Annotated in this window: 22 protein-coding genes and 1 other RNA gene; 7 read left to right on the plus strand and 16 right to left on the minus strand. The window is 57.3% G+C overall.

Translation table 11 applies throughout. The annotated features are described in order from the left end of the window. Nucleotides 1-24 precede the first annotated feature (24 nt). Genes ACP4CD_RS12615 through ACP4CD_RS12630 form a run of 4 tightly spaced genes read right to left on the minus strand, consistent with a single transcriptional unit; the run spans nt 25 to nt 3,084 of the window. On the minus strand, nt 25-831 hold the full coding sequence (locus ACP4CD_RS12615; protein ID WP_426994680.1) for an FAD-dependent monooxygenase: 807 nt from the start codon (nt 829-831) through the stop codon (nt 25-27). Then, nucleotides 831-1,238: an FAD-dependent monooxygenase gene (locus ACP4CD_RS12620; RefSeq protein WP_426991179.1), complete on the minus strand. Its 408-nt coding sequence runs from the start codon at nt 1,236-1,238 to the stop codon at nt 831-833. The genes ACP4CD_RS12615 and ACP4CD_RS12620 overlap by 1 nt, the downstream gene beginning before the upstream one ends. Beyond that, nucleotides 1,239-2,546 carry a Xaa-Pro aminopeptidase gene (gene pepP, locus ACP4CD_RS12625; protein WP_071155262.1) on the minus strand — a complete coding sequence of 436 codons (1,308 nt, stop codon included), beginning with the start codon at nt 2,544-2,546 and terminating at the stop codon, nt 1,239-1,241. It lies immediately after the preceding gene. Between the two features lie 10 nt (nt 2,547-2,556). Then, the gene (locus tag ACP4CD_RS12630; protein WP_071155264.1) at nt 2,557-3,084 is read right to left on the minus strand and encodes a UPF0149 family protein; all 528 of its coding nucleotides are present in this window, start codon (nt 3,082-3,084) and stop codon (nt 2,557-2,559) included. A gap of 107 nt (nt 3,085-3,191) precedes the next feature. Between ACP4CD_RS12630 and ACP4CD_RS12635 the strand changes: the two genes are divergently transcribed. The 3 genes from ACP4CD_RS12635 to ssrS all read left to right on the plus strand — a co-directional run bounded on the left by ACP4CD_RS12635 (nt 3,192) and on the right by ssrS (nt 3,912). Beyond that, nucleotides 3,192-3,419, plus strand: coding sequence for a TIGR02449 family protein (locus tag ACP4CD_RS12635; protein WP_064027264.1), 228 nt, complete (start codon nt 3,192-3,194; stop codon nt 3,417-3,419). Continuing rightward, complete coding sequence (locus tag ACP4CD_RS12640) at nt 3,416-3,712, plus strand: cell division protein ZapA (RefSeq protein WP_064027262.1); 297 nt, start codon at nt 3,416-3,418, stop codon at nt 3,710-3,712. Before ACP4CD_RS12635 ends, ACP4CD_RS12640 begins: the two co-directional genes overlap by 4 nt. 20 nt (nt 3,713-3,732) lie before the next feature. Further along, nucleotides 3,733-3,912, plus strand: a non-coding RNA gene (ssrS, locus tag ACP4CD_RS12645) — 6S RNA. A 142-nt stretch (nt 3,913-4,054) separates the two neighbouring features. On the opposite strand, the gene ACP4CD_RS12650 is transcribed toward ssrS, so the two are convergent. The 9 genes from ACP4CD_RS12650 to nifH form a co-directional block, all read right to left on the minus strand. Next, nucleotides 4,055-5,017, minus strand: coding sequence for a hypothetical protein (locus ACP4CD_RS12650; protein WP_064027260.1), 963 nt, complete (start codon nt 5,015-5,017; stop codon nt 4,055-4,057). Then, entirely contained in the window at nt 5,010-5,774 is a 765-nt protein-coding gene (locus ACP4CD_RS12655) for a 4Fe4S-binding leucine-rich repeat protein (RefSeq protein WP_064027258.1), read from the minus strand. The genes ACP4CD_RS12650 and ACP4CD_RS12655 overlap by 8 nt, the downstream gene beginning before the upstream one ends. A 7-nt stretch (nt 5,775-5,781) precedes the next feature. Next, entirely contained in the window at nt 5,782-6,048 is a 267-nt protein-coding gene (locus ACP4CD_RS12660) for a DUF6129 family protein (protein ID WP_064027256.1), read from the minus strand. Continuing rightward, the gene (locus tag ACP4CD_RS12665) at nt 6,045-6,743 is read right to left on the minus strand and encodes a NifB/NifX family molybdenum-iron cluster-binding protein (protein ID WP_426991180.1); all 699 of its coding nucleotides are present in this window, start codon (nt 6,741-6,743) and stop codon (nt 6,045-6,047) included. Before ACP4CD_RS12665 ends, ACP4CD_RS12660 begins: the two co-directional genes overlap by 4 nt. Before the next feature lie 4 nt (nt 6,744-6,747). Next, a complete protein-coding gene (locus ACP4CD_RS12670) occupies nt 6,748-6,948 on the minus strand; it encodes a 4Fe-4S binding protein (protein ID WP_064027252.1) in 201 nt (66 codons plus the stop codon). Between the two features lie 3 nt (nt 6,949-6,951). Next, complete coding sequence (gene nifT, locus ACP4CD_RS12675; protein ID WP_064027250.1) at nt 6,952-7,173, minus strand: putative nitrogen fixation protein NifT; 222 nt, start codon at nt 7,171-7,173, stop codon at nt 6,952-6,954. A 60-nt stretch (nt 7,174-7,233) separates the two neighbouring features. Beyond that, nucleotides 7,234-8,805, minus strand: a complete 1,572-nt coding sequence (nifK, locus tag ACP4CD_RS12680) for a nitrogenase molybdenum-iron protein subunit beta (protein ID WP_064027248.1) — start codon at nt 8,803-8,805, stop codon at nt 7,234-7,236. A gap of 154 nt (nt 8,806-8,959) precedes the next feature. After that, complete coding sequence (gene nifD, locus ACP4CD_RS12685; RefSeq protein ID WP_064027246.1) at nt 8,960-10,444, minus strand: nitrogenase molybdenum-iron protein alpha chain; 1,485 nt, start codon at nt 10,442-10,444, stop codon at nt 8,960-8,962. A gap of 100 nt (nt 10,445-10,544) precedes the next feature. After that, complete coding sequence (nifH, locus tag ACP4CD_RS12690) at nt 10,545-11,420, minus strand: nitrogenase iron protein (protein ID WP_064027244.1); 876 nt, start codon at nt 11,418-11,420, stop codon at nt 10,545-10,547. 571 nt (nt 11,421-11,991) lie between these two features. Here nifH and ACP4CD_RS12695 point away from each other — a divergent pair. Next, entirely contained in the window at nt 11,992-12,279 is a 288-nt protein-coding gene (locus ACP4CD_RS12695; RefSeq protein ID WP_426991181.1) for a hypothetical protein, read from the plus strand. A gap of 90 nt (nt 12,280-12,369) precedes the next feature. Here the strand turns inward: ACP4CD_RS12695 and ACP4CD_RS12700 are convergent, their stop codons facing one another. The 3 genes from ACP4CD_RS12700 to glgX all read right to left on the minus strand — a co-directional run bounded on the left by ACP4CD_RS12700 (nt 12,370) and on the right by glgX (nt 19,000). Beyond that, the gene (locus tag ACP4CD_RS12700; protein ID WP_064031159.1) at nt 12,370-13,686 is read right to left on the minus strand and encodes a methyl-accepting chemotaxis protein; all 1,317 of its coding nucleotides are present in this window, start codon (nt 13,684-13,686) and stop codon (nt 12,370-12,372) included. 350 nt (nt 13,687-14,036) lie between these two features. After that, on the minus strand, nt 14,037-16,913 hold the full coding sequence (glnE, locus tag ACP4CD_RS12705) for a bifunctional [glutamate--ammonia ligase]-adenylyl-L-tyrosine phosphorylase/[glutamate--ammonia-ligase] adenylyltransferase (RefSeq protein WP_426991182.1): 2,877 nt from the start codon (nt 16,911-16,913) through the stop codon (nt 14,037-14,039). Between the two features lie 116 nt (nt 16,914-17,029). Then, a complete protein-coding gene (gene glgX / locus ACP4CD_RS12710) occupies nt 17,030-19,000 on the minus strand; it encodes a glycogen debranching protein GlgX (RefSeq protein ID WP_426991183.1) in 1,971 nt (656 codons plus the stop codon). Nucleotides 19,001-19,383: 383 nt separating this feature from the next. On the opposite strand from glgX, the gene ACP4CD_RS12715 reads away from it, so the two are divergent. From ACP4CD_RS12715 to ACP4CD_RS12725, 3 genes are all read left to right on the plus strand, one after another. Then, the gene (locus ACP4CD_RS12715; RefSeq protein ID WP_426991185.1) at nt 19,384-19,800 is read left to right on the plus strand and encodes a hypothetical protein; all 417 of its coding nucleotides are present in this window, start codon (nt 19,384-19,386) and stop codon (nt 19,798-19,800) included. Then, nucleotides 19,791-21,647, plus strand: a complete 1,857-nt coding sequence (locus tag ACP4CD_RS12720) for a glycoside hydrolase family 57 protein (protein WP_426991187.1) — start codon at nt 19,791-19,793, stop codon at nt 21,645-21,647. The genes ACP4CD_RS12715 and ACP4CD_RS12720 overlap by 10 nt, the downstream gene beginning before the upstream one ends. Before the next feature lie 63 nt (nt 21,648-21,710). Further along, the gene (locus ACP4CD_RS12725) at nt 21,711-23,207 is read left to right on the plus strand and encodes an endonuclease/exonuclease/phosphatase family protein (protein WP_426991188.1); all 1,497 of its coding nucleotides are present in this window, start codon (nt 21,711-21,713) and stop codon (nt 23,205-23,207) included. Nucleotides 23,208-23,234 lie beyond the last annotated feature (27 nt).

Raw genomic sequence — 23,234 nt, forward strand, 5'->3', positions numbered from 1 at the left:
GCCTCGCCGAAGCGGCGGCCGCGATTATTCGTCCTTACCCAATTTCGGCAATTTACCGGCCAAGCCCATCGCATGCTTGGCCAGCGCCGATTTGGCGAACGGCAGGTGATCCAGTACCGCCAGACCGGCGTTACGCAACGCGGCAACCGGCAAGCGGTTGTTCGAGAACAGTCGGACCACGGTATCGGTAAAACCGATCGTACGGTCGTGATCCTGGCGGCGTTGCCGGCTGTAGTCGCGCAATAGACTGGCCGCGCCGAGATCGCCGCCGCGATCGTGCTGGTCCATCAACAACTCCGCCAACAAGGCGACATCGCGAATACCCAGATTGAAGCCCTGACCCGCCACCGGATGCAATTGGTGGACGGCGTTGCCGATGATCACGGTCCGGTCGGCCACCATGCTGTCGGCGCGGATCAAACTCAGCGGAAATGCGCGGCGCGGCGCGACCAGTTTCAGTTCGCCCAAACGGTAACCGAAACAGTTTTGCAGTTCGGCGAGGAATTCGCGATCGTTGACGGCCAACAAAGCTTCGGCCTGCTCATGACTGCGGGTCCACACCACCGCGGACTGCTTGGCCGCCACCGGCAGCAAGGCCAGTGGGCCGAATTCGGTGAAACGCTCGAAAGCGACATGGCGATTGGGCAAGGCCGATTGCACCGTGGTCACCAGCGCGGTTTGACCGTATTCGCTGACTTGCTGGGGGATTTCCAGTAACTTGCGCACCGTGGAGTTGCCGCCGTCGGCACCGACCAGCACTTGGGCACTCAAATTCAACGAGCTACCGTCGACTTGTTTCAAGCTGACGTTGACGGCATCGTATCCCGCCATCAAGCCGGCAACCCGCGTTTGATATAGGCAATCAGTGTCGGTTTTTCGACCAGGTCGGCCGCATGCTGTTCGATGTCGCGGGCGACAATCACGTAACCCAAGGCATCGACGCCCTGTTCCGCCGCCGACAGCCGGGTTTTGCCGAAATGACCGCGGTCGGAGATATGGATGTCCGCGATCGCGGTGGCCTTGGCGGCCACGCCGCGCCACGCGCCCAACTGCTCCAGCAACTCGACGGAACCCTTCGCCAAGGCCAATGCCCGGTCGCCGGCCGGCGAGTGGCGTAGTTGCTCGCGGCTATTGGCTTCGACCAGCGCGATTTTCAAGCCGCTGTTCCTCAGCGCCAACGCCAGGCAGTTGCCCGCCAAGCCGGCGCCGACGATGATCAGGTCGTAGTCGTGGGCCATTTAGGCATTCATCAACGCTTCGATATCGGCAATGCGTTTCGGCACGCCACCGGTCAAAATCTCGTGACCGTCCTTGGTCACCAGCACGTCGTCCTCGATCCGAATGCCGATGCCGCGCCACTGTTTGTCCACAGTTTCGCACTGGGCCGGCACGTACAAGCCGGGTTCGACGGTCAATACCATACCGGGCTCCAGCAAGCGCCATTCGTCCTTGATTTTGTAATCGCCGACATCGTGCACGTCCATGCCTAGCCAATGACCGATGCGGTGCATGTAAAACTGTTTGTATTTTTCGTCCTTGATCAATTTCTTGACCCGGCCTTTTAACAAGCCAAGCTCGACCAAACCCCTGGTCAACGTTTCCACCGAGGCGTCGTGGGCCTTGTTCCACGGATTGCCGGGTTTGATTTCGGCCAATGCCGCGGTTTGGGCATCCAGCACCAATTGATAGAGTAGCCGCTGTGGTTCGCTGAACTTGCCCGAAACCGGAAAGGTGCGGGTAATGTCGGCGGCGTAGTGGTCGCATTCGACGCCGGCATCGATCAACAACAGATCGCCCTTATTCAGCTTGTCCTTATTCTCGACGTAATGCAGCACACAGGCATTTTTACCGCCGGCGACGATGGACGGATAGGCTACCGCCCGCAATCCGTCCTGAATGAATTCATGAATCAGTTCCGCTTCGATCTGATACTCGTACAAGCCCGGTTGGCAAGCTTGCATTGCCCGAACGTGGGCCTTGGCGGAAACTTCGGCGGCGCGGCGCATCAATTTCAGCTCTTCCGGGCTTTTGAACAAACGCATTTCGTGCAGGATGTGCTCCAACGCGACCAATTCGCCAGGCGCGCTGACGCCGGTACGCGATTGCTTGCGGATGTTGTTGATCCATTCCATCAGCTTGTGATCGAGATCGCTGTCCTTGCCCATCGGATAGTACACCTTGCCCTTGTTCTCCAGCATACCGGGCAGGATGTCGTCCAAATCGGCTATCGGGAAGGAGTCGTCGGCCTCGTAATGCTGGGTGGCACCTTCCAGGCCGGCGTGCGCGCCTTCCCACAACGCCTTTTTCTCGTCGAATTCGCGGCAAAACAGAATGTATTCGCCCTTCTCTCGGCCGGGGATGAACACCGCCATCGATTCGGCTTCGTTGAAACCGGTCAGGTAGTAGAAATCGCTATCCTGGCGGAACGGATAGTGCACGTCGCGGTTACGGGTGCGCTGCGGCGCACTGGCGATAATGGCGATGTTGCCCTTGCCGATTTGTTTCATTAACGCCGACCGGCGCTTCTTGAATTCGCTTTGTTTCATGAGAAAAAGATCAATGCCTTTGTTGATCGCCGTCGCCGGCGAATTGGTCGCGAACCGTAAACACCGAGGCACGCACGTATTCGCGGATTTCGGTCAATGCGCTTTCGTCGTCTTCGCCACCGACATCGCTGTCGATTTTGGTCAGTTCTATCATGTCGCGCATCACTTCGGCGGTATCGCCGGGCCAGTCCGCGTCGGTTTTGGCATAGCCAACCCCGAACAAAAAGCCCTGGCACCAGCAACGCAATGCCTCGACTTGTTCGTCGAGCGGCTCGGCTTCGTCGGGCATCAGCAAGTCGAACTCGAAACTCTGATCCTGATTTTCCAGGAGTTGCCGGGTCTTTTCGAACAAACCCGCCAAAAACTCGCGGTCTTCGTCGATCAATTCGAGGTCTTCGTCGAAGAGCTCGTGCAACCAATTGCCAAAGTCCGCGCGGGTTTCGACACACAACATACCGGTAGCGATACCGTGCGCTTCGGCGCCGCCCATATCGGCGTCGTGTTGCTCCAAAATGGCATTTAAGGTTTGATAAGTCATCTGGCTCTTGGCGCCTGGATAGGCTGTTTAATCACGAGGCTTATGCTAACATTGTTAAGAAATCCCGACGATTATACCGCCTTATCGGTTCAACTCCTCTCCGTGCTATGTCTCAAAGCGAAAAAGACCCAACTACCGAGCTCGAAGCGTTGGAAGCCAAGCTGGATGCGCTGATAGCACAATACAACCAAGTCAAAAACGAAAATAAGTCTTTGAAAATCAAACAGGATGCCCTGGTCAAGGAAAAAGCCAGACTACTCGAAAAAACCACGTTGGCCAAAGCCCGCGTCGAGGCAATGATCGCCCGCTTGAAGGCGATGGAGCACGATTCATGAGTAAAACGATGCAAGCCGTATCGTTAAACATCTTGGGCAAGGAATACAAAATCGCTTGCGCCGCCGAGGAAAAAGACACGCTGATCGATTCCGCCCGCGAACTGGATCGGCAAATGCGCAAAATCCGCGATACCGGCAAAGTCACCGGCGCTGATCGAATCGCGGTCTTGGCGGCATTGAATCTTGCCCACGACTTGGCATCCGGCAATAAGGCCGCAAGCTCCAGCCCGGATATGGCCGGCCGATTGGCGGATTTACGCCGCAAAATAGAAAACGTTTTGGAAACCCCTTAATTCGTTTAGAATAGTGACCCTATCTCCTGCGGCGTTCGAGCAGTACTGGGTGTTTCCTGAACCTGCATTTGCCCCGGAAGCTTTTTACCCGTCATGGTGTGCACGCCTGTTCACTCAGGAAGCCTGATTGACTGGATTTGGTTTCCACTTGAACCTCCGGTTCAAGGACGAAAGTATCAGACGGCGCAGGCGGGAGATTTTCTTGTTAGCCATACTCTGCCCGACCTCGATCCCATGACCGATGTCGCCGGCCAAGTCCTCATCTCAAATACCTGCAACACCCTTCCCGCAGGGCTGCACGGCCCAAGTTAACCGCGTAGCCCGGAGACGACGGCGCTTGCGTTAAACGTTATAGGGCGTGGCAATCCAATCGCGCAACACCGCTTCGTCGCGTTTGGGTAGGTAGGCAAAATCGCCGGAAATATCGCGAAATACCGATTCGGCTATATGGGTTGATACCAAGCGGCCTTTCAACATGTAGAAAAACCAGGCGAACGGATGGCCGGCCTGCCGGTCGAAGCGGGTCAGCACATTGCTGAGAGCGCTACCTTTCTTACCGGCGAAATCTTCCAGATGCGGCAGATGATGTTTGTGGGTATTGACCAACTCGACGTTAACGATTTGCTCCCCGAAACGCCCGGTATGGGAATAGGGTCGAATGATCCAGTCTTCCGACATTCGAGCCACCTGCCCGGCGCTGCTGCGATTCCAATCGTCCATGAAGCGGCGCACCGAGTGCTCTCCGGGATGGCGCTCGTCTATCACGCCCATGAACAACGCCACGTCGGTTTTGCGCCGATAAGCGTAGCGCGAATGGCCGAAACCGAAGCTCTCGATGCAAAACGGATGAATCGGATCGATAAACTCTTCCAAATCGTCCGGCGGATTGGCTTCGTCAACCAACATCCTATCCGAAACTTCGTGAGTCTTATCGATTTCGATCAGTGTAAAGTCTTCTGCCCTATCGCCGGTCTGCACCACAAAATACAGCGTTTTACCGGTCTGTTTGGTGGCGATCAGCTTTTGTTCAAGCGCATATTCGATCAGTGTCTGCAGATTCTGCCCGCACTCGATATAGGATCTCTCCACCCATTCGGTGATGTCGTTGGCGATCCGGGTGCCGTTCATGTCGACGACACCGCCAAGCTTGTACCACTCGTCCCCTATCATGGCCAAGCGGAGCGGGAAATCTGAAATCAGTTGTTGCAGCTTGTTTTGCAACAGTTCGTCGGTTTGACCAGGGATGATTTTTTTACAGCATTCGGCAATGTCTTGTCCGGCAATCGCGAGTCGGGCTTCAGTCATGTTCGGCTTTGGGGCTGTTAGTGGAATTCAAGCGTTGATGTACCAATTCTCGCACATCGGGTTCCGGGTCGTCCGCGAGTACCGTCAAACGGGCGGGATCGACCTTGGCAGCCGCAGTATAGCGCACCACCCAGTCCGGGTCTTGCAACATCGTCGCGGCATCGTCGGCCGGCATGCGCTCGACGACGATGCGCCGCACATCGGACGCGGGATCCTCGGCCATCAGTCCCAAGCTAACTTCCGGCAAACGTTCGGCGACCCGCTTGCGCACCTGCAAATCCTCATCCTTGATAAAGCGGAACAAGCGGCCGGGCGGCAAACGCTTCGCGACGGTCAAGCGAACGATATAATCCGGATCGTTCGCCAATAACTCGAGATGTTCGAGGTCGATGCGGTCGGCAACCGTCATCCGCACCTCCCGATCCGGGTCGTCTATCCAGCTCTGCAACTGCTGAGCCGGCAAGCGGAAGGCGACCGCCCGCCGCACGACCTCATCCTCGTCGTGTATCAACGCCTGCAAGGCTTTCTGCGGGGCATAGCGTACCGCGATTGCTCGCCGCTCCCAGAATTTATCGTTCAAATAGTGCGTGGCGTAGGCCGGATTGACCCGGAAAAACCGGTCGATTTGGCGGCCGCTATCGACGAACACACAAGTGTCGCCAGGCATGCAACGCCCCATCAATAGCGTTTTGCCGCGGAAGGGACAGATACTGCAGTCACCTATCGGTGTAGAGTCGGGAGCGTCTGATTCCGCCATGCCGCACTCAATCCTCGATGACTTCGGCAATCACGATGCCGGTGGCATGATCGTAGTCGCGGGTCAGGCATAAACAGTGTTCACGGCCATCCACCAGATACAAATTAAAACCCCGCCCCTCGAGCACAGGTTCGTTATTGGGAATGTCGTCGTCCATGCAATAGGTGAAATGGATGTCGGTGTAGGCTTCGCGTAGCATACCGACGACCGTTTCGTTAAGGACTTCGCTGCCAATTTTACCGGCGATTTCTTGCAGTTGTTCGGGTTTGATCATGAAGTGGATTCCTGTTCGAGACTGATACGGCGGCCCGCGCGGATGCCCATCGATTTGGCCAACCAAGGCGGCGGCGCATCGGCGAGGACGGTTTGCAATTGATTGAGTAATTCGGAGACGACGGCGCCCAGTTCGGTCTTGATCGGGTGTATGCCGAATTTAACGACTTTAGCCGCCGCCGGACCACCGATGGACGCGGTGTAGAGCACCCGGCAATCGGCGATTAACTCCGCGCGGTAAGTATTCTTGTCGGCATGACGCCGCTGAGCATCCATGTCCACACTGCGGATGTCGATTAACCGAGCTTCGTCCGCGGACACCTGATAGATCAAAAACTGGCGGCAAGAGCCGAAATGGCCGGCGATCCGAGTCGGATCGTCGCTGACCACGGCCACCAATATCGAGCCGGCGGCATCGGCCGGCAAGGTTTGCGGCTTGGGCGGATCGGGAAAGGCGATGCTTTGCAATATCCCCAGCGTTAAACGCACGGTTTGCAGGTCCGCCGAGATCCCAAAATTGCTCAGCGCCTGACGGAAGCGGTCCTCGCCAAGCTCCGCCAGCGTGTTGCCGTCCAATACCGGCCCCACGCAAGCATGCAAAATCGACACAAATAATTTGGGAGCGGTATCGGGCAGGGCTCGAGACGCCAACCCGATACGCAAAGCCAGTTCCCTCGTCAAGGCGGACTGGCGCATGGCACTATGCCACTAACGGCAATATGCAATTGTCAATCGGGCAAACCTTAACGCATTGCGGTTCGTCGAAGTCACCATTGCACTCGGTGCAGGTTTTTTTGTTGATTTCGAACACCACCGCGCCTTCCTTGATCGAGTCGGTTGGGCACACAGGTTTGCAATCACCACAGGAAATACATTCCTCGGCAACAATGTAGAGAGTCATGCTTTATTCCTCCGCTAATCGCTTGGCTTGCAATGTGGTTGGGATCTTCGGTGGAGGACTCATCGGTTCGAAGTAATATTTTGAGCCATCACCCAACGTGACTTCGCCGCCCCATTTGTCCTCGCCATCGAATTCTAACGATTCTATGGTTTCTTCCAAGTCTTTTTTGGCAACATAGAACAGCAGTTTACCATCTTCGCGTTTTCTGAGCATGACGCTGGGCATAGATTTCTCCAAACGAAAGCGGGGGCAAACTCGCATTTGCCCCCGCGGATAAACGATTTGTTAACGGATCAAATCGTAATTGTAGTCGGTCGTTCCCATACCGCGGGTTTCCTTATCCAACTGCTCCAGTACCGCGTTAACCAGCGTAGTCAGCACGTACATCGCGCCTTCGTAGCCCAAGGTGGTCATACGGTGCAAGTGGTGACGGTCGAAAATCGGGAAGCCGATCCGAATCAGCGGCACTTCGAACTCCTCGCCTTTGTACATGGTATCCCGTTGGATGAATTTACCGTAGGAATTGCCGATCATGAAGTCCGGTTTATTGGTAAACATCAACGAACGGAAGTGCCACAAGTCGCGACCGATGTGCACGGTAGCGGTTTGACCGTAAGGCGACGCTTTCAAGATTTCTTCGCAAGCTTTTTTCCAGCGTTTGTTGGCGTGGTTAACCAACACGTCGGTGACTTCCGCGCCAAACTCCAGCAGCATTTTGGTCATACCCAACGCGAAGTCCGCATCGCCGTACAATGCGAATTTTTTGCCGTGCAACCAAGCGTGCGAGTCGGTCATCATATCCACCAAACGACCGCGTTCGACTTCCAGTGATTTCGAAATGGGTTTGCCGCTCAGTTCGGAAACTTTCATCAGCAACGCGTCGGTCCATTCCAAGCCCATCGGAATGTTCAGTTTCGGCACGTCGTGGTTCCAAGTTGTTTCGGCGAATTTCTTGGTTTTTTCCAACTGCCAAGGTTGCAGCAACACGGTGGTGATCGCGTTCGGCGCATCCTTGATTTCGTCCATCGTGGTACCGCCAGAGTACATCCGGAAAGTACCGTCCGCCGGGGTATCCAATACTTCGGTCGGATCGCTCAGCATCGTGTAATCGACACCCATTTCTTTCATCATCCGGTGGATGACGCGGTAGTTACCCAAATAGGTTTCGAAGCCGGGTACGAAGTTGATCTTGCCGTTTTTGCCGGGCTCCTTGCCTTCCATCGTTTTCAGCGTGAAGTAGCGCGCCATGCCTTCGAACATGTTGTCCCAACCGGTGGTGTGGCTACCGACGAAGCTTGGGGTATGAGCGAATGGCACCGGGAAATCTTGGTCAACATGGCCTTCTTTCTTGGCGTTGTTGATAAACGCGTTCAAATCGTCGCCGATAACTTCCGCCATGCAAGTGGTGGATACCGCGATGATGTCCGGCTGATACAGGGCTTTGGCGTTTTCCAAACCCGCGAACATGTTTTTCTGACCACCGAATACCGCCGCGTCTTCGGTCATGGAGTCGGAAACGCAGGAAACCGGCTCTTTGAAATGGCGGTTGAAGTAGGTACGGAAGTAAGCCACGCAACCTTGCGAACCGTGGACATACGGCATGGTTTTTTCGAAACCCAGAGCGCACAACACGGCACCCAGCGGTTGGCAAGCTTTAGCCGGATTGATCGTGATCGCTTCGCGGCTGAAGTTCAATTCTTGATATTCCTTAGTCGTCGTCCATTCGAATACTTCGTCAATGGTATCTTGCGGGTGACGCTCTTCGTACATCGCGCGTTTGTTGGCAAGATTTTCCTTGTATTCGTCGGTTCGAAACAAGGGATAACTAGGGGCTATTTTGTCGACATTTTGGCTCATGATAATCTCCTAAACGCGCCACTAATCTGTGGTCCGGCGTTGATTGGATTTAGTCGGGCTGCTTTGTCCAGGCAGCCCGATCTTCGAAAGGCAGGGTACGCCCATTGCCCCGAGGAGCGATGGCGCGTGCCCTACGGCATCATCGCATTCGCTATTAAGCGACCGCTTTTACCGCTTCGCTCTCAGACGCTTCGGTTTTCCAAGGCGCCTTGATTTGTTTCCAGCATGGGTTATTCAGCGTCATGTCCATATCGCGGGCGAAGATGGCGAAGCCGTCGTAGCCGTGGTATGGGCCTGAGTAATCCCAAGAGTGCATTTGCCGGAATGGGATACCCATTTTTTGGAAAATGTACTTTTCTTTAATACCGGAGCCAATTAGGTCAGGTTGAACTTTTTTGACGAACTCTTCGAATTCGTAGCCGGTGACATCGTCATACAACAGCGTGGCGTTGCCGATTTCCTTGATGGTACGATCGTAGTCGTCGTTGTGACCGAACTCGTAACCGGTACCAACCACTTCCATACCCAAGTCTTCGTAGGCGCCAATCACGTGACGAGGACGCAAACCGCCGATGTACAACATCACGCGTTTGCCTTGCAGACGCGGTTTGTATTTAGCGATAACGGCTTCGTATTCCGCGCTGTAGCGAGCGATCACGCGCTCCGCGCCTTGTTTGATGTTGTCGTCGAAGTGAGCGGCGATTTTACGCAACGATTCGGCGATTTTGGTCGGGCCGAAGAAGTTGTACTCGATCCAGGGAATGGAATATTTTTCTTCCATATGCCGAGCGATGTAGTTCATCGAACGGTAGCAGTGGATCAAGTTCAATTTCACTTTCGGGGTGTTTTCGATCTCGGCGATGGTACCGTCGCCGGACCATTGCGCGACCACTTTCAGGCCCATTTCTTCCAACAAGGTACGCGAAGCCCAAGCGTCGCCACCGATGTTGTAGTCGCCAATCACGGCTACGTCGTATGGACCGACCTCGTAAGCGGGTTGTTTGCCGTCGCTTTTATCCAAAACCCAGTCGCGGATGGCGTCGTTGGCGATGTGGTGACCCAAAGATTGGGAAACACCGCGGAAGCCTTCGCAACGCACCGGTACAACGGTTTTGCCGATGTCTTTGGATTTCACTTTGGAAACCGCTTCAATGTCGTCGCCGATCAGACCGATCGGGCACTCGGATTGAATCGAAACGCCTTTGTGCAATGGGAACAAGGCTTCGATTTCATCGATACATTTGGCCAGTTTTTTGTCGCCGCCGAATACGATGTCTTTCTCTTGGAAATCGGAGGTAAAGTTCATCGTACCGAAGGTGTTGACACCAGTGGTACCGACATAATAGTTACGGCGGCCGGCGCGGGAATATTGACCGCAACCGACTGGACCGTGGGAAATATGGATCATATCCTTGATCGGACCCCAAACCACACCTTTCGAACCGGCATACGCGCAACCACGAATGGTCATTACGCCCGGCAACGATTTGCGGTTTGAAGTGATACATTTGTTGGATTTTTCCAACTCGTGGTCGTTGACCGCCAAGTGTTTCGCGCGGTCTTTTTTGGCTTTCTCGGGATAGACTTCCAGCACTTCTGCGATCAGCGCTTCGGTCTCTTCTCTTGTCATGGCTGCCATGATGTTATCCTCCTAATGTCGTGGGCAATCCCCCAACAGACAGTTTTTGGGAACAGATAGGGTGGCGGACGGCAAGCCGCCCGCCGGTTTCTAGCAAGACTTATTCTTCGGCAGCGGTTTTACCGATCAAAGTTGCGTCTTCTTCTTCCATCAAACCGAAGTTCATCAACAACTCTTCCAACTCGTCCATCGTGATCGGAGTAGGGATCACCAAGTTTTTGTTGTGCAGAACTTTTTGAGCCAAAGCGCGGTATTCGTCGGCTTGTTTCGCGGTTGGTTCGTACTCGATAACCGTCATACGACGGATTTCAGCACGTTGTACAACGTTGTCGCGTGGTACGAAATGGATCATTTGAGTGCCCATTTGTCTTGCCAATTCTTCGATCAGTTCGTCTTCACGAGCTGTTTGACGAGAGTTGCAGATCAAACCGGCCAAACGAACGCCGCCTGAGTTGGCGTATTTGACGATACCTTTAGCGATGTTGTTGGCAGCGTACATAGCCATCATCTCGCCAGAGCAAACGATGTAAATTTCTTGCGCTTTGTTTTCGCGGATAGGCATCGCGAAACCGCCGCAAACAACGTCACCCAATACGTCGTAGAAAACGAAGTCGAGTTCGTCGTCGTATGCGCCTTCCTCTTCCAGGAAGTTGATCGCGGTGATAACACCACGGCCAGCGCAACCAACTCCTGGCTCTGGACCGCCTGATTCAACGCATTTCACGTCGCCGTAGCCGACTTTCAATACGTCTTCCAGTTCCAAGTCTTCGACGCTACCAGCTTCGGCAGCCAAATGCATGATGGTGGTTTGCGCTTTTGAGTGCAGGATCAAGCGAGTAGAATCGGCTTTAGGATCGCAACCGACGATCATCACTTTTTTACCGGCTTCCGCCAGAGCGGCAACCAGGTTTTGGGTTGTGGTGGATTTACCAATACCACCTTTACCGTAAATAGCACATTGACGTAATTTCGCCATGACTTTCTCCTCTTGTGGGCTTTGTTAATAACAACCCTACTACAGCAATGGGCGTGCCAGTTTGCCTGAGTTACTCATAATACTGATTTATAAAGGATTTTTTAATCAAAAAACGCCTAACAATGTAGTCGTATACCCAACATTTTGTATTGGCCACTGTCGTTTTACTCACAGCCTACGTGTGGTTATTGCAACGATGCCCTTCGAATGGCTTCAAACCTTTGGCGCCACGGTCTCGATAGGTGTCGCCAATACCGTTTTATCCGGCTTTCGGCTTTTCGACCGATGCTATATATAACGTTGAAACGAGGTTAAACCGGAACAGCTCGGCCGGCGCCGATTTCGTTCCCAAGCTCACGCGCCGAGAGTATCTCCATGACCGATTCAACGTTCTCGCCGTGGCCTTACGGCAAACACTCGCGCTATTGGTCGCGCCATTGATCTGGCTGACATGCGGCATTCTGCCGGCCGTTACCCATCGATACCGGGATTGGCCAAACGCCGACGCCGGAAACTATTTGGTCCCGACGGTTATTTTGGCCGGCTTTGCGCCACTGGTATTTGGTGGTGGTTGAGTTTTTGGCGCGGCGGCGAGCGCTGCTGGACATCCAGGGCGTCAAGATCGATTTCGGGCCCCGCGCCGAGCAACCCGGCGTTCAGACTGGCGGACAACATCGGCATATCGGGTACCGTCGTCACCGACGCCGCTCCGATGGAAATACTCGATACGCTGGCACTGGCCACCCAGTGCGAGGTTGCGGTGGTCGATTTGAAGGAAGGCGACGCCTGGTGGATGTCCCGCCTGTTGCCCCCTGCGCGGAGGCCGTTCGCTGCCGTCTCCTGCTATTCACCGGCATAGGCGCGGCGACTTTGTTCCCGCACTCCGAAGTCGCGCGCGCTACGCTTTCGATGCCGTGCCGATCGCGGCCCCGACGAGCACGGCTAGGTCTTACTTGCGGTTGGTCAGCAACGAAGCGACGGTTTTGGAAACGTTCACCGCGCCGAGATAGATTTCATCCATAACCTTCGACACCTGTGCGATTTGCTCGTTGCTGGATTGGCCGCTGCTTCTGACGATGTCCATCCGTTCGGTCACGGTCGCGGTCAAGTTGCGGTTGGCGTAAACCACTTGATCGATTTCGGCGGTGGATTTGCTGGTGCGGGCCGCCAATTGCCGCACCTCGTCGGCGACCACCGCGAAGCCCCGTCCCTGATCGCCGGCCCTTGCCGCTTCGATCGCCGCATTCAGAGCCAGCAAATTGGTTTGATCGGCGATCTCGCGTATCGTCGACACGATGGCCGCGATATTGCGGGATTGTTCGTTCAACTGGTTGATCACCTCGCCGGTCTGATTGATCTGCTCGGTAATTTCGTTGGACATCGTCACCGATGTCGCCAGCAATTCGGCGCCCTTCTGCGCAATCTGGCTGGTTTCCTCCGCCGTGGAAAACGACATCTCGGCGGCTTGGATCACCGTGGTATTGCGATTGACGCTCTCGGTCACGTCGGTGGCGAACTTGATCACTTTAACCACGTGCCCGTCGGCGTCGAACACCGGATTGTAGGAAGCCTCCAGCCAAACGCTGTCACCACGCGCACTGCGGCGCTGAAATTGTCCCGATTGGAACTGGCCACGCTGGATTTTTTCCCAAAAGTTCGGTTGATCCCGATAAAACTGATCGAAGCACAGCACCCGATGGTGCTTGCCGACCAAATCGGCGAGCTGGTAGCCCATTACGCTCAGAAAATTGGTGTTCGCGGTGACGATTTGTCCATCGGGCGTAAATTCGATGACCGCCATCGACCGGTCGATGGCCTTTTGTATCGCCAATTGGTCGCGCAAGCGATCCTGCATCTCGGTGACGTCCGCGGCGATCTTGAACACGCGCGTGACATCGCCCTGACGATTGACAACCGGAAAATACGTGGCTTCCAGCCAAAGCGTCGTCCCGTTTTTATGGCGGCGTTGAAAGGTACCGTGTTGCTGACGCCCAGCTTTCAAGGCATTCCAAAACGCGCCGTACTCGGCGCTATTGACATGCCCCGGATCGCACAAAACTCGGTGCTGCTGACCCTGCAATTCGGCGGCCGAATAGCCTACGACATCCAGGAACAAACGGTTGGCGCCAATGATCGTGCCATTCGGCTGAAACTGGATCGTGGCAATATTGGCCTCGATCGCGTCGGCAAAATCGGTCGCATCGGCCAAGCGGCGCCGAGCCTCGGCCAAGTCGGTTTTTAAGCGCCGATTGAAGAAATCGAACATGTTATTCTCTGTGCTGAAGTTTCTGCGTTCGTCCACACCTTCCCCGGTAACTTCCCCCGTACCGAACTAGCACGCCCATCGACGCGGGGTTCCGGAAGAACGCGGCTACGAACCCGAAGCACAAGTGTAGCGGACTCCATCGCGAAAAATTAACGCCCGGTTTCTGCGGTTATTTCCAACGCGCCTGCGCGCGTACGCACCTCCGAATATTTTTACGCCATACGCCAATAAACCCGCTTCCAGCCGGCCTTCTCCACGTAAGCTAACGCGCCTTGAAAAAGCGCTCCTTCCTCGCTCGAGCAGTGGTTGCCGCCGCCAAACGCCTGTTTCAAGCCAAGCGTATCGAGGATCTAACACATGTATTGTTGCCAGAGTCGCTCGACCTCGGCGCGCAGCGCCGTGAAATCGCCGGCCGCCGCCGTTGCGCTCAGATCTTGCAATACTTGGTGGTGGCCGTAATCGCGATAGGCGCAGTAAGCCTGTTTCAACAGCGCCGTTTCGGCGGCCGGCATCAAGCCGTGGGCCTGCAAGCCGTCCAACAGCCGGACGTTGTCGGTGTACTTGGCCAAATCGGAATGCCGTGCCGCATGCGCCAGAATACAAAACTGCACGATGAATTCGATATCGGCGATACCGCCGGCGCTTTGTTTTAAGTCGAATACCGCCGGATCCTTGGCCGCCAGATTGTCGCGCATCTTTTGGCGCATCTCGCGCACTTGGGTCTGCAACTCCCGGTAATCGCGGGGCAGGGCCAGAATCCGCTCCCGAATCGCCTCATACATGGTTTGCAACTCGGTGTCGCCCGCGACGAAGCGGGCTCGGACCAGGGCCTGGTGCTCCCAAGTCCAAGCCTGATCGCGCAAATACGCTTCGTAATGACCGATATGCGTGACCAACAAACCCGAATCGCCATTGGGCCGCAGCCGCAGATCGACTTCGTACAACACCCCGGACAGCATCCGGGTATCGAGGATATGGCGGATCTTCTGGCCGAGCCTGATATAAAACTGCGCGGTGCCGATCGGCTTATCGCCATCGGTGAGCGCATCGCCATCGGCGGCGTCGTACAGAAATACCAAATCCAGGTCGGAGCCGTAACCGAGTTCGATGCCGCCGAATTTGCCGAAACCGAGGATCGCGAAATGCTTGGGTTCCGGTCCGGTCGCGGGCGGATAACCGTGCTTGGCGCCCAGCATGCCCCAGGCTCGCGTCAGCACTTGCTCCAAGATTGCTTCAGCGATCCAGGTCAAGTAATCGCTGACCACCATCACCGGAATAAAGCCCATGATGTCGGCCGCCGCCACCCGCAACACATGCTGATGTTTGAACAGGCGCAACGCGATCATCAATTGTTCGCTGTCCTGGGCTTCGACCCGGCTCAGGGCCAAGCCTAAGTCCTCGCGCAACGCCTGTTTTTGCAGCGGCGCGTAAAGGGCGCCGGTATCCAGCAATTCGTCGAACAGTATCGGATACAACGCCAGATAGTCGGCGATCCAAGGGCTGGCGGCGGTCAATTTGATCAATTGCGCCAACGCCTGCGGATTCTCGGCCAACAAGGACAGATAGACGGCCCGGCCGGTCACCGCCTCGAACAGCTTCAACACCCGCGGCAACGTGGTTTCGGGGTGTTCGGTCTCGGCAACGCGTTCTATTGTCTGCGGCACCAAGCGCTCCAGTATGGTCGCGCCCTTAGCGGTCATGCGCTTGACCGCGTGGCTGTGCTTGAAATCGACGATGGCTTGCAGCACATTGCGCGGTTCGGAGAACCCGTAGTCCGCCAGCGCTTCCAACGCTAAATCGTCGTCGGCGGCGCAAGTCCAGATCAACCGGGCACTGCGTTGCTTGGTGTCCTGTTCGCTCAGCGAAAACACTTGCTCGAAGGTATCCTGCACCCGCTCGCGCACCGCGTCCAGCTCGCGCTTGAAGCTTTCCCAATCCTCGAAATCCAGCGAGTAAGCCAAAATTTGCCGGACCACCGGCTGGGTCGGCAAATCGTGGGTTTGTTTGTCCTGGTATTCCTGGATGTGATTTTCGGTGCGGCGCAGGAAGCGGTACGCGAACTTCAGCGCCGCCACGTCATCGCCGCTCATCAGCTTCAGGTCGGCCAGCGCGGCGAGGATGACTTGAATCTCGCGCTGCTGCAGCACCGGCTCCTGGCCGCCGCGAATCAACTGGAAGGCCTGGCCGATGAACTCGACCTCGCGGATGCCGCCCGGACCGAGTTTGACGTTGTCCAAGCGGTCGCGGCGCTTCAGCTCCTGAGCGATCTGAAACTTCAACGAGCGCAACTCCTCGAAGGCGCCGTAATCCAGATAGCGGCGGTAGACGAAGGGCTTGATCAGCGCGGCCAATTGCCGGCCGGTTTCGAAGTCGCCGGCCACCTGGCGGGCCTTGATCATCGCGTAGCGTTCCCATTCCCGCGCCTGGGTCAGGTAGTACTTTTCCATGCCGTCGAAATCCATGATCAACGGGCCGCTGTCGCCGAACGGCCGCAACCTGACGTCGGTACGAAACACAAAGCCATCGACGGTGATTTCGTCCAACATCTTGACCAAGGACCGGCACAAGCGGGTAAAAAACTCCCCGTAACTGATTTCTTTTTTGCCGGTCAACATGCCGTCTTCGGCAAACGCGAAAATCAAGTCGATATCGGACGAATAATTCAATTCCCAGGCGCCGAGCTTGCCCATGCCCAGCACCACGATATTGAAGGGCCTACCGTCGGCCAGCGTCGGCGTTCCCCAGCGATCGCAGGCCCGAGCGTACAAATAATCCAACGCGGCGGCTATGCAGGCTTCCGCTAACGCGGTCAGATCGGCCAGCGTTTCGTCCAAATCGGCCCAGCCGGCCAAATCGCGCCAGGCGATACGCACCATTTCCCGACGCCGAAACCGGCGCAAGACCTTGGCCAGCGCCGGTTCGCCGTCGATCTCGGCAACGGCCGTCCGTAACGCGGCGGCGTATTGATCCCGGCGCGTCGGCGCGAACAAATCGCCGGCGGCCGCCAATTCCGCAATCAAGCCCGGTTCGCGCAGCCGGCTGTCGGCGACGAATTGACTGCAAACGCAAACCTTTAAGGCACTCGCCGCGATCGCCTCGTGCTCCAGCACCGCCGCCTGTTCGGCGTCCAGAACCGCCGCCAACCGCTCGCAAAAACCGGCGGCGACGGATTGCAAATCCTCGGGCAGCGGAGCGGCATGGCGGGACAACGCGGCAAAAATGGGCATGGGCGGTTTCCTGTATCGACGGCAAAACCGCATGATACCGAAACTCGAACCAGCGCTCTAATTTGGGGCGTTCGCCGCCGAAACCGGGGCTCGAGAACGAGCCCCGAGGCATGGGCCTAATCGATCAAACGGATGCCGGTCAATTTGGTCAGAAAGGCGGATGCTTTATGCGACACGGACTCGCCGCCGCCTTCGTTGGAAAAACGGGTATTCTCCAATACCACCACCGAATTGCCGCGCACCCGGTATTGCTGTAGCGACAGCGGCGACTGATTGGCGAGTTCGACGGCGTCGGCCGGCGAACTCAGCGCGGTATCGATAGACAAACACCAAGCCTTGCCTTCGATTTTGGGCAAATCGATCAGCACATCCTCGCTCGACATATTCATCACCACGTGCAAATCCGGTTCCTCCTTGGCCAACGCGGACAGCGTGTACGACAAAAAGCGCGCCTCGGGATCGGTCCAGGCCGGCGGATGCATCTGATCGACATCGTACCAGTGAATATCCGGCAGCGTCTTACCTTCCAGCGGCCTTCCGGTCAGGAAGCGGCGGCGCATCAGCGCGGTGTGGCGCTTGCGCAGTTTAATCAGAGTCTGCACGAAGCGCAGCACGTCGGCATTCTTCTTGGCATCCTCCCAGTTCAACCAGCTCAGCTCGTTATCCTGGCAATAGCCGTTGTTGTTGCCGCCCTGGCTATTCAAAAATTCGTCGCCGGCCAGCAACATCGGCACACCGTGGCTGAGCAGCAGAATCGCCAACGCGTTCTTGGCGCGCCGCCGCCGCACGGCCAAAATCTCGGGATCGTCGGTCGGCCCTTCGACGCCGCAGTTGTAACTGAGATTGTTGTTGCAGCCGTCGCGGTTTTCCTCGCCATTGGCTTCGTTGTGTTTGTCGTTGTAACTAAACAGATCGTGCAGCGTAAAGCCGTCATGACAGGTCACGAAGTTGATGCCACTGATCGGCAAGCGATGCTGATGCTCGTAGAGATCGCTGCTGCCGCAGATGCGGGTGGCCACTTCGTTGATCATGCCGCCGTCGCCGCGCACGAAGCGGCGTATCGCGTCGCGGTAGCGGCCGTTCCACTCGGCCCAACGGTAGCCGGGGAAATTGCCGACTTGATACAGACCCGCCGCGTCCCAAGCCTCGGCAATCAGTTTGGTCTTGGCCAACTGCTGGGACAGCTCGATGCCCCACACCAACGGCGGGTCCTGCAACACGCTGCCGTCCTCGCCGCGCGCCAAGGCGCTAGCCAAATCGAAGCGGAAACCGTCGACGTGCATCTCCCGCACCCAATATTCCAGGCAAGTGATGATGAAGTTAGTCACCAACGGATGGTTGGCGTTGACGGTATTGCCGCAACCGGTGTAATCCAGAAATAGCCTTTTGTCGTATTTGTCGGTCAGATAAAAGCTGTTGCCGGTAATCCCCTTGAAATTGATGACCGGCCCATCGCTGCCGGCCTCAGAGGTATGGTTGAACACCACGTCCATGATCACGCCGATACCGGCTTTGTGCAGCGCCCTGACCAGATCGCGAAACTCCCTAATGTGAGTACCCTGTTCCGGCGTCACGCAATAGCCCGGATGCGGGCTGAAAAAGCTGTGGGTACTGTAACCCCAATAGTTGGTCAAACCGCGCTCGGCGGTATGCGGCGGCACGTCCTGTTCGTCGAAGGCCATCGCCGGTAACAATTCGACATGGGTGATGCCCAGTTTTTTCAGGTAGGGAATTTTTTCGATCAGCCCCAGAAAGGTCCCCGGATGCTTAACCTTGGCCGACGGATGCCGGGTAAAACCGCCGACGTGCAATTCGTAGACGATGACTTTCTCGCTGCGTATCGACAGCGGCGTATCCCCTTCCCAATCGTAATGGTCGTCGACGACGACACCGCGCATCGCGTGATAGCTATTGTCGCCGGGCACGCAGGCCGCGCCGCGCACCCACAACTTGTCGCTGACCGCTCGCGCCCAGGGATCGAGCAACAACTTGTCGCGGTCGAAGCGCAATCCCGTTTCCCGCGTTTGCGACGGGCCGTCCAAGCGCCAGGCGTACCAGGTGCCGACCGGTAATTCGACGACGAACACGTGCCAGGAAAAAAGGTGTGGTGCTTATCGGTGGTTAACGGAATAATTTGGAACGGCTTTTCGCTGTCCGACTGAGCGAACAGCAACAGCTCCACGTAAGTGGCATGACGGCTGGAAATCGAAAAATTGACGCCCCCCTCGCCGACTTTGGCGCCGTGGGGATAAGGACTACCCGACTTCAAGTGGTATTGTTTATGCATTTCCTTGACCGAAAAAGTCCGAAAGCCCCGATTCTACTGCAATTCGGGCGATCCGGCCTATGCCTTGCGTAAATAGGCGACAACGAGTAGAGTCTTCGCAATTTGCCGATTTTGCCAAATACCGCACAATTCACGCAGTTGACAGCGTGTCGAAATCAACAATCCGATTCCTTATCGTCGCCGATGGCTTTTTCGCAGTCACCAACTCCTAGTCGCGCCCCGCTATCGGCCGAAGAATTACGCGAAATCAGTCTATCCATCAGCCGCCAATTCGCGCCGCGCCGCTACGAATCCGGGGTTCGGCGCGCGCCGACCGGCGGATTCTCGCCCAGCGAATTGCTGGAAATCAGTCAACAAATCAGCCGCGAATACGCGCCGCGCGCGCGCGGCAGTCAAGCCAGTCTGCTGCTGTTGCCGATAGACCCCCGCCACCTGCACGCATTTTGGCAATTGGACGCTCCTCCGCCCGCGACTTTGCCGAACCAGCCGGAATCCAGCCCGCTGACGCTGCGCATCTTCCGGCAAGCCCCAGCAACAAACCCGGCCGCCGACTCGCCGTCCCCCCGGCCAGCGCGCCGGTCTGGTTCGACGTGCCGGTAGCCGCCGACGCCTCGCGGCAACGCATCGTCCTGCCCGAATACCTCGGCGCCGCCGCCGCCCACTACCGGGCCGTACTCGGCCGCTTGACCGGCGACCGGCAATTCAGTCCGCTGGCGATTTCCAACGATGCCGCGACCGCCGCGTTACCCGACGGCAATCACGATCTGACGCCGAGCGTCGCGCAATTCATGTTGCCGCTGCAGCTCGCGGCTTCCTCAACCCTGGCCGCCGATCCGCGGCTCCGACTTCAGACGCCGATGACTAAAGGCTATCTCGCCATCGTTTTGCACGCCCATCTGCCCTATGTGCATCACCCCGAACACGCCAGTTTCTTCGAGGAAAACTGGCTGTTCGAGGCAATCACCGAATGCTATCTGCCCTTGCTGGGGGTATTGGAGCGGCTGCATTACGACCGGATCGCCTACCGCTTGACCCTGTCGCTATCGCCGACCTTGATCACGATGCTGGGCGACGCCTTGCTGCAAAACCGCTACTTGCACTATTTGCAAGACCGGGTGGAACTGGCCGAGCGCGAGGTGGCCCGCACCCGCGGCCTGCCCCAGTTTCAGGCCTTGGCCGAGTTTTATCTGCGGCAATATCAAGACGCTTTGTACCGCTACCGCGAACGCTATCGTTGCGAATTGTTGCCGGCATTTCAGTTTCATCACGCCACCGGCAATCTGGAATTGACGACCACGGCCGCCACTCACGGCTTTCTGCCCTTGCTCAACGTCAGTCCGACCGCTGTCCGCAATCAAATCGGCGTCGGCCTGCGCTGTTTCGAGTCGCGCTTCGGCTTTCGGCCGCGCGGCTTCTGGCTGCCGGAATGCGGCTATTATCCGGGCCTGGAAGACGAATTGGCCGCCGCCGGCATCGACCATTTCTTCGTCGACAGCCATGCGCTGATGACCGCCGCCAATACGGCGGGCCTGGGCGTCTACGCGCCGCTGGATTGCGGAAACGGCGTCGCCGCCTTCGGTCGCGATCCGGCCTCGTCGCGCCAAGTGTGGAGCGCGGAGCAGGGTTATCCCGGCGACCCGGATTACCGCGAGTATTACCGGGACATCGGCTTCGACCTGCCGCTGGAGTACGTCGCGCCCTACATCCTGGACCGCGAAACCCGCGTCAACACCGGTATCAAGTATTACCGGATCACCGGACAGAACCAACCCAAGCAAGCCTATCAACCCGCTCAGGCCCAAGCCAAGGCCAGACAGCACGCCGCCGACTTCGTGCGCCGCCGCCGCGAGCAAATCGCCGCTCTGGATGGCGAACTGTCGCAAGCGCCCATCATTGTCGCCCCCTACGACGCCGAGCTGTTCGGCCATTGGTGGTACGAGGGTCCGCTTTGGCTGGAACAGGTGTTACGGTTGGCGGCCGAATCGGATAGCGGCTTGACGACGGCCGCCTGCTCCGACTACCTTCAGCAACCGCTGCGCCACGGTATCGGCCGACCGGCCGCGTCGAGCTGGGGCGAACACGGCTATTCGAGCTATTGGCTGAACGAAAGCAACGACTGGATTTATCCGCTGCTGCACCGGGCCGCCGCCGAAATGGAAAAGCTCGCCAACGATCTGAACGGCCTCAAGATCACGCCGGCGCAAGAACGCGCGCTGAATCAGGCCGCCCGCTCGTTGCTGCTGGCGCAGGCCTCGGACTGGCCCTTCATCATGAAGGCCGGCACCACCGTCGATTACGCCAGAAAGCGGATCGCCGACCATCTGGCCCGCTTCAATTATTTGCACGACGCGATCCGCAAGAATCGCATCGACGAGCGATATTTGACAGCACTGGAGATCATGGACGATATTTTCCCCGACATAGACTTTCGCGATTACGCCGGCTAAGCCGGCATCGCGTCCCGGACCGCCGCGCCGGATTTCGCCAGCCCATCGCACCAGGAGCCCGGCATGGACCCGATACGCTTGCTTTACACCAGCAATACCGCAGGCGGCCGGGCCGGCGCGCGCCGTCAAACCTTAACCTTCCTGATCCTGGTCGCCGATCTGGACTACCGCAAAACCGTCGATGTGGTCTGGTGCGGCCGCGACGGCGTCTGGCAACGCCTGCCCGCGAGCTACCTGGCCAAGACGCCGGAAGGCGGCGAAGTTTGGCAAGCGGTGGCGGAGTTCGGCGCCGAGACCGGACCGGCCTTACCGGGCGGGATCCGGTTCGCGCTGCACTACCGTTGGCCGGACGGCGAAGCCTGGGATAATAATCTAGGCCGCGACTATCAAACCCGCGCCGGCAGCGGCCATCATCTGGCCGACGATTTGGTCTTGCAAACCTTGACCTTGCCGACGGCCTTGGATCTGGAAACCGTCGAATGGCCTGTCGTGGTCGCGACCGACGCGACGCTGGACATCGATCATGTCAGCGTGCATTGGAGCGGCGACGGTTGGCGGCGCACCCGGCAAGCGCCGTGCAAGGCGGCCGGCCGCCGCCGCAAACCGGCGGCGGGACCCGCGACCGGCCTGAAGCCGGCCCGGCTTTGGCACACGCGCTTGCGGATCGGCGAAGCCTTTCGCATCGAATATTGCATCGCCGCCCACACCCGGTCCCGCAGCTACTGGGACAATCGCGCCGGCCAAAACTACCGGCTCAGCCGGCCGCCGCTACGGGTGCTGGTGTTGAATCTGCATTGTTATCAGGAAGACGATCAGGACCGCAAATTCAGCCAAATCGCCCGCGCCATCGACGACTGGCGGGCCGATTTGGTGTGCTTGCAGGAAGTCGCCGAGCATTGGAACAACGGCTACGGCGACTGGCCGTCCAACGCCGCCAACATCATTAACGCGCGGCTATCGCGACCGTTTCACTTGCATTGCGATTGGTCGCATCTGGGTTTCGACCGCTACCGGGAAGGGGTCGCCATCCTCAGCCGCTATCCGCTGGAACGCCAGGAATCGCGCTACGTGTCCGACAGCAGCGATGTCTACAGCATACACTCTCGCAAAGTAGTCGCCGCCAACGTCACGCTGCCGCGCTTCGGCCGCATCGACGTATTCTCGGCGCATCTGAGCTGGTGGGAAGACGGGTTCGAAAGCCAATTCCGCCGTTTGGCGGCCTGGGCCGACGCCCGCCGCGACAGCGAGGTCTGCGGCACTCTGCTGTGCGGCGACTTCAACGTCGCGGCCGGCTCGATCGGCTACCGCTTGATCGTCGAAGGCAACCAATACCGCGATCAATATTTGGCGGCCAGCGCGCCCAATTTGTACCAACAAATCTACCGGGTCAACGATCCGCACTGGCATAACTACTTGGCGGAAGACTATCGAATCGATTACATTTTCATGAACAAGAGCGGCGCGCTTAAGGCCGTCGCCGCCAGGGCGGTCTTTACCGAACAGGACTACGGCAGGGTTTCCGATCATTGCGGTTATCTTTTCGAGTTCGAGCCCCGTTAACCCGTTTCATCGCTAGTTCGAGGTAGG

This window comes from Methylomonas stagni (assembly GCF_050154735.1).
Taxonomy (GTDB): domain Bacteria; phylum Pseudomonadota; class Gammaproteobacteria; order Methylococcales; family Methylomonadaceae; genus Methylomonas; species Methylomonas koyamae_A.

Excerpts from the sequence above, each read along its gene's own strand:
- ACP4CD_RS12660 (WP_064027256.1), bottom strand. The coding sequence starts at position 6,048 with ATGATCAAACCCGAACAACTGCAAGAAATCGCCGGTAAAATTGGCAGC.
- ACP4CD_RS12700 (WP_064031159.1), bottom strand. The coding sequence starts at position 13,686 with ATGTTCGATTTCTTCAATCGGCGCTTAAAAACCGACTTGGCCGAGGCT.
- glnE (WP_426991182.1), bottom strand. The coding sequence starts at position 16,913 with ATGCCCATTTTTGCCGCGTTGTCCCGCCATGCCGCTCCGCTGCCCGAG.
- nifH (WP_064027244.1), bottom strand. The coding sequence starts at position 11,420 with ATGGCGAAATTACGTCAATGTGCTATTTACGGTAAAGGTGGTATTGGT.
- ACP4CD_RS12650 (WP_064027260.1), bottom strand. The coding sequence starts at position 5,017 with ATGACTGAAGCCCGACTCGCGATTGCCGGACAAGACATTGCCGAATGC.
- nifD (WP_064027246.1), bottom strand. The coding sequence starts at position 10,444 with ATGGCAGCCATGACAAGAGAAGAGACCGAAGCGCTGATCGCAGAAGTG.
- pepP (WP_071155262.1), bottom strand. The coding sequence starts at position 2,546 with ATGAAACAAAGCGAATTCAAGAAGCGCCGGTCGGCGTTAATGAAACAA.
- nifK (WP_064027248.1), bottom strand. The coding sequence starts at position 8,805 with ATGAGCCAAAATGTCGACAAAATAGCCCCTAGTTATCCCTTGTTTCGA.
- ACP4CD_RS12640 (WP_064027262.1), top strand. The coding sequence starts at position 3,416 with ATGAGTAAAACGATGCAAGCCGTATCGTTAAACATCTTGGGCAAGGAA.
- ACP4CD_RS12715 (WP_426991185.1), top strand. The coding sequence starts at position 19,384 with ATGGCTTTTTCGCAGTCACCAACTCCTAGTCGCGCCCCGCTATCGGCC.
- ACP4CD_RS12630 (WP_071155264.1), bottom strand. The coding sequence starts at position 3,084 with ATGACTTATCAAACCTTAAATGCCATTTTGGAGCAACACGACGCCGAT.
- ACP4CD_RS12670 (WP_064027252.1), bottom strand. The coding sequence starts at position 6,948 with ATGACTCTCTACATTGTTGCCGAGGAATGTATTTCCTGTGGTGATTGC.
- nifT (WP_064027250.1), bottom strand. The coding sequence starts at position 7,173 with ATGCCCAGCGTCATGCTCAGAAAACGCGAAGATGGTAAACTGCTGTTC.
- ACP4CD_RS12655 (WP_064027258.1), bottom strand. The coding sequence starts at position 5,774 with ATGGCGGAATCAGACGCTCCCGACTCTACACCGATAGGTGACTGCAGT.
- ACP4CD_RS12620 (WP_426991179.1), bottom strand. The coding sequence starts at position 1,238 with ATGGCCCACGACTACGACCTGATCATCGTCGGCGCCGGCTTGGCGGGC.
- ACP4CD_RS12635 (WP_064027264.1), top strand. The coding sequence starts at position 3,192 with ATGTCTCAAAGCGAAAAAGACCCAACTACCGAGCTCGAAGCGTTGGAA.
- ACP4CD_RS12665 (WP_426991180.1), bottom strand. The coding sequence starts at position 6,743 with ATGCGCCAGTCCGCCTTGACGAGGGAACTGGCTTTGCGTATCGGGTTG.
- ACP4CD_RS12615 (WP_426994680.1), bottom strand. The coding sequence starts at position 831 with ATGGCGGGATACGATGCCGTCAACGTCAGCTTGAAACAAGTCGACGGT.
- ACP4CD_RS12725 (WP_426991188.1), top strand. The coding sequence starts at position 21,711 with ATGGACCCGATACGCTTGCTTTACACCAGCAATACCGCAGGCGGCCGG.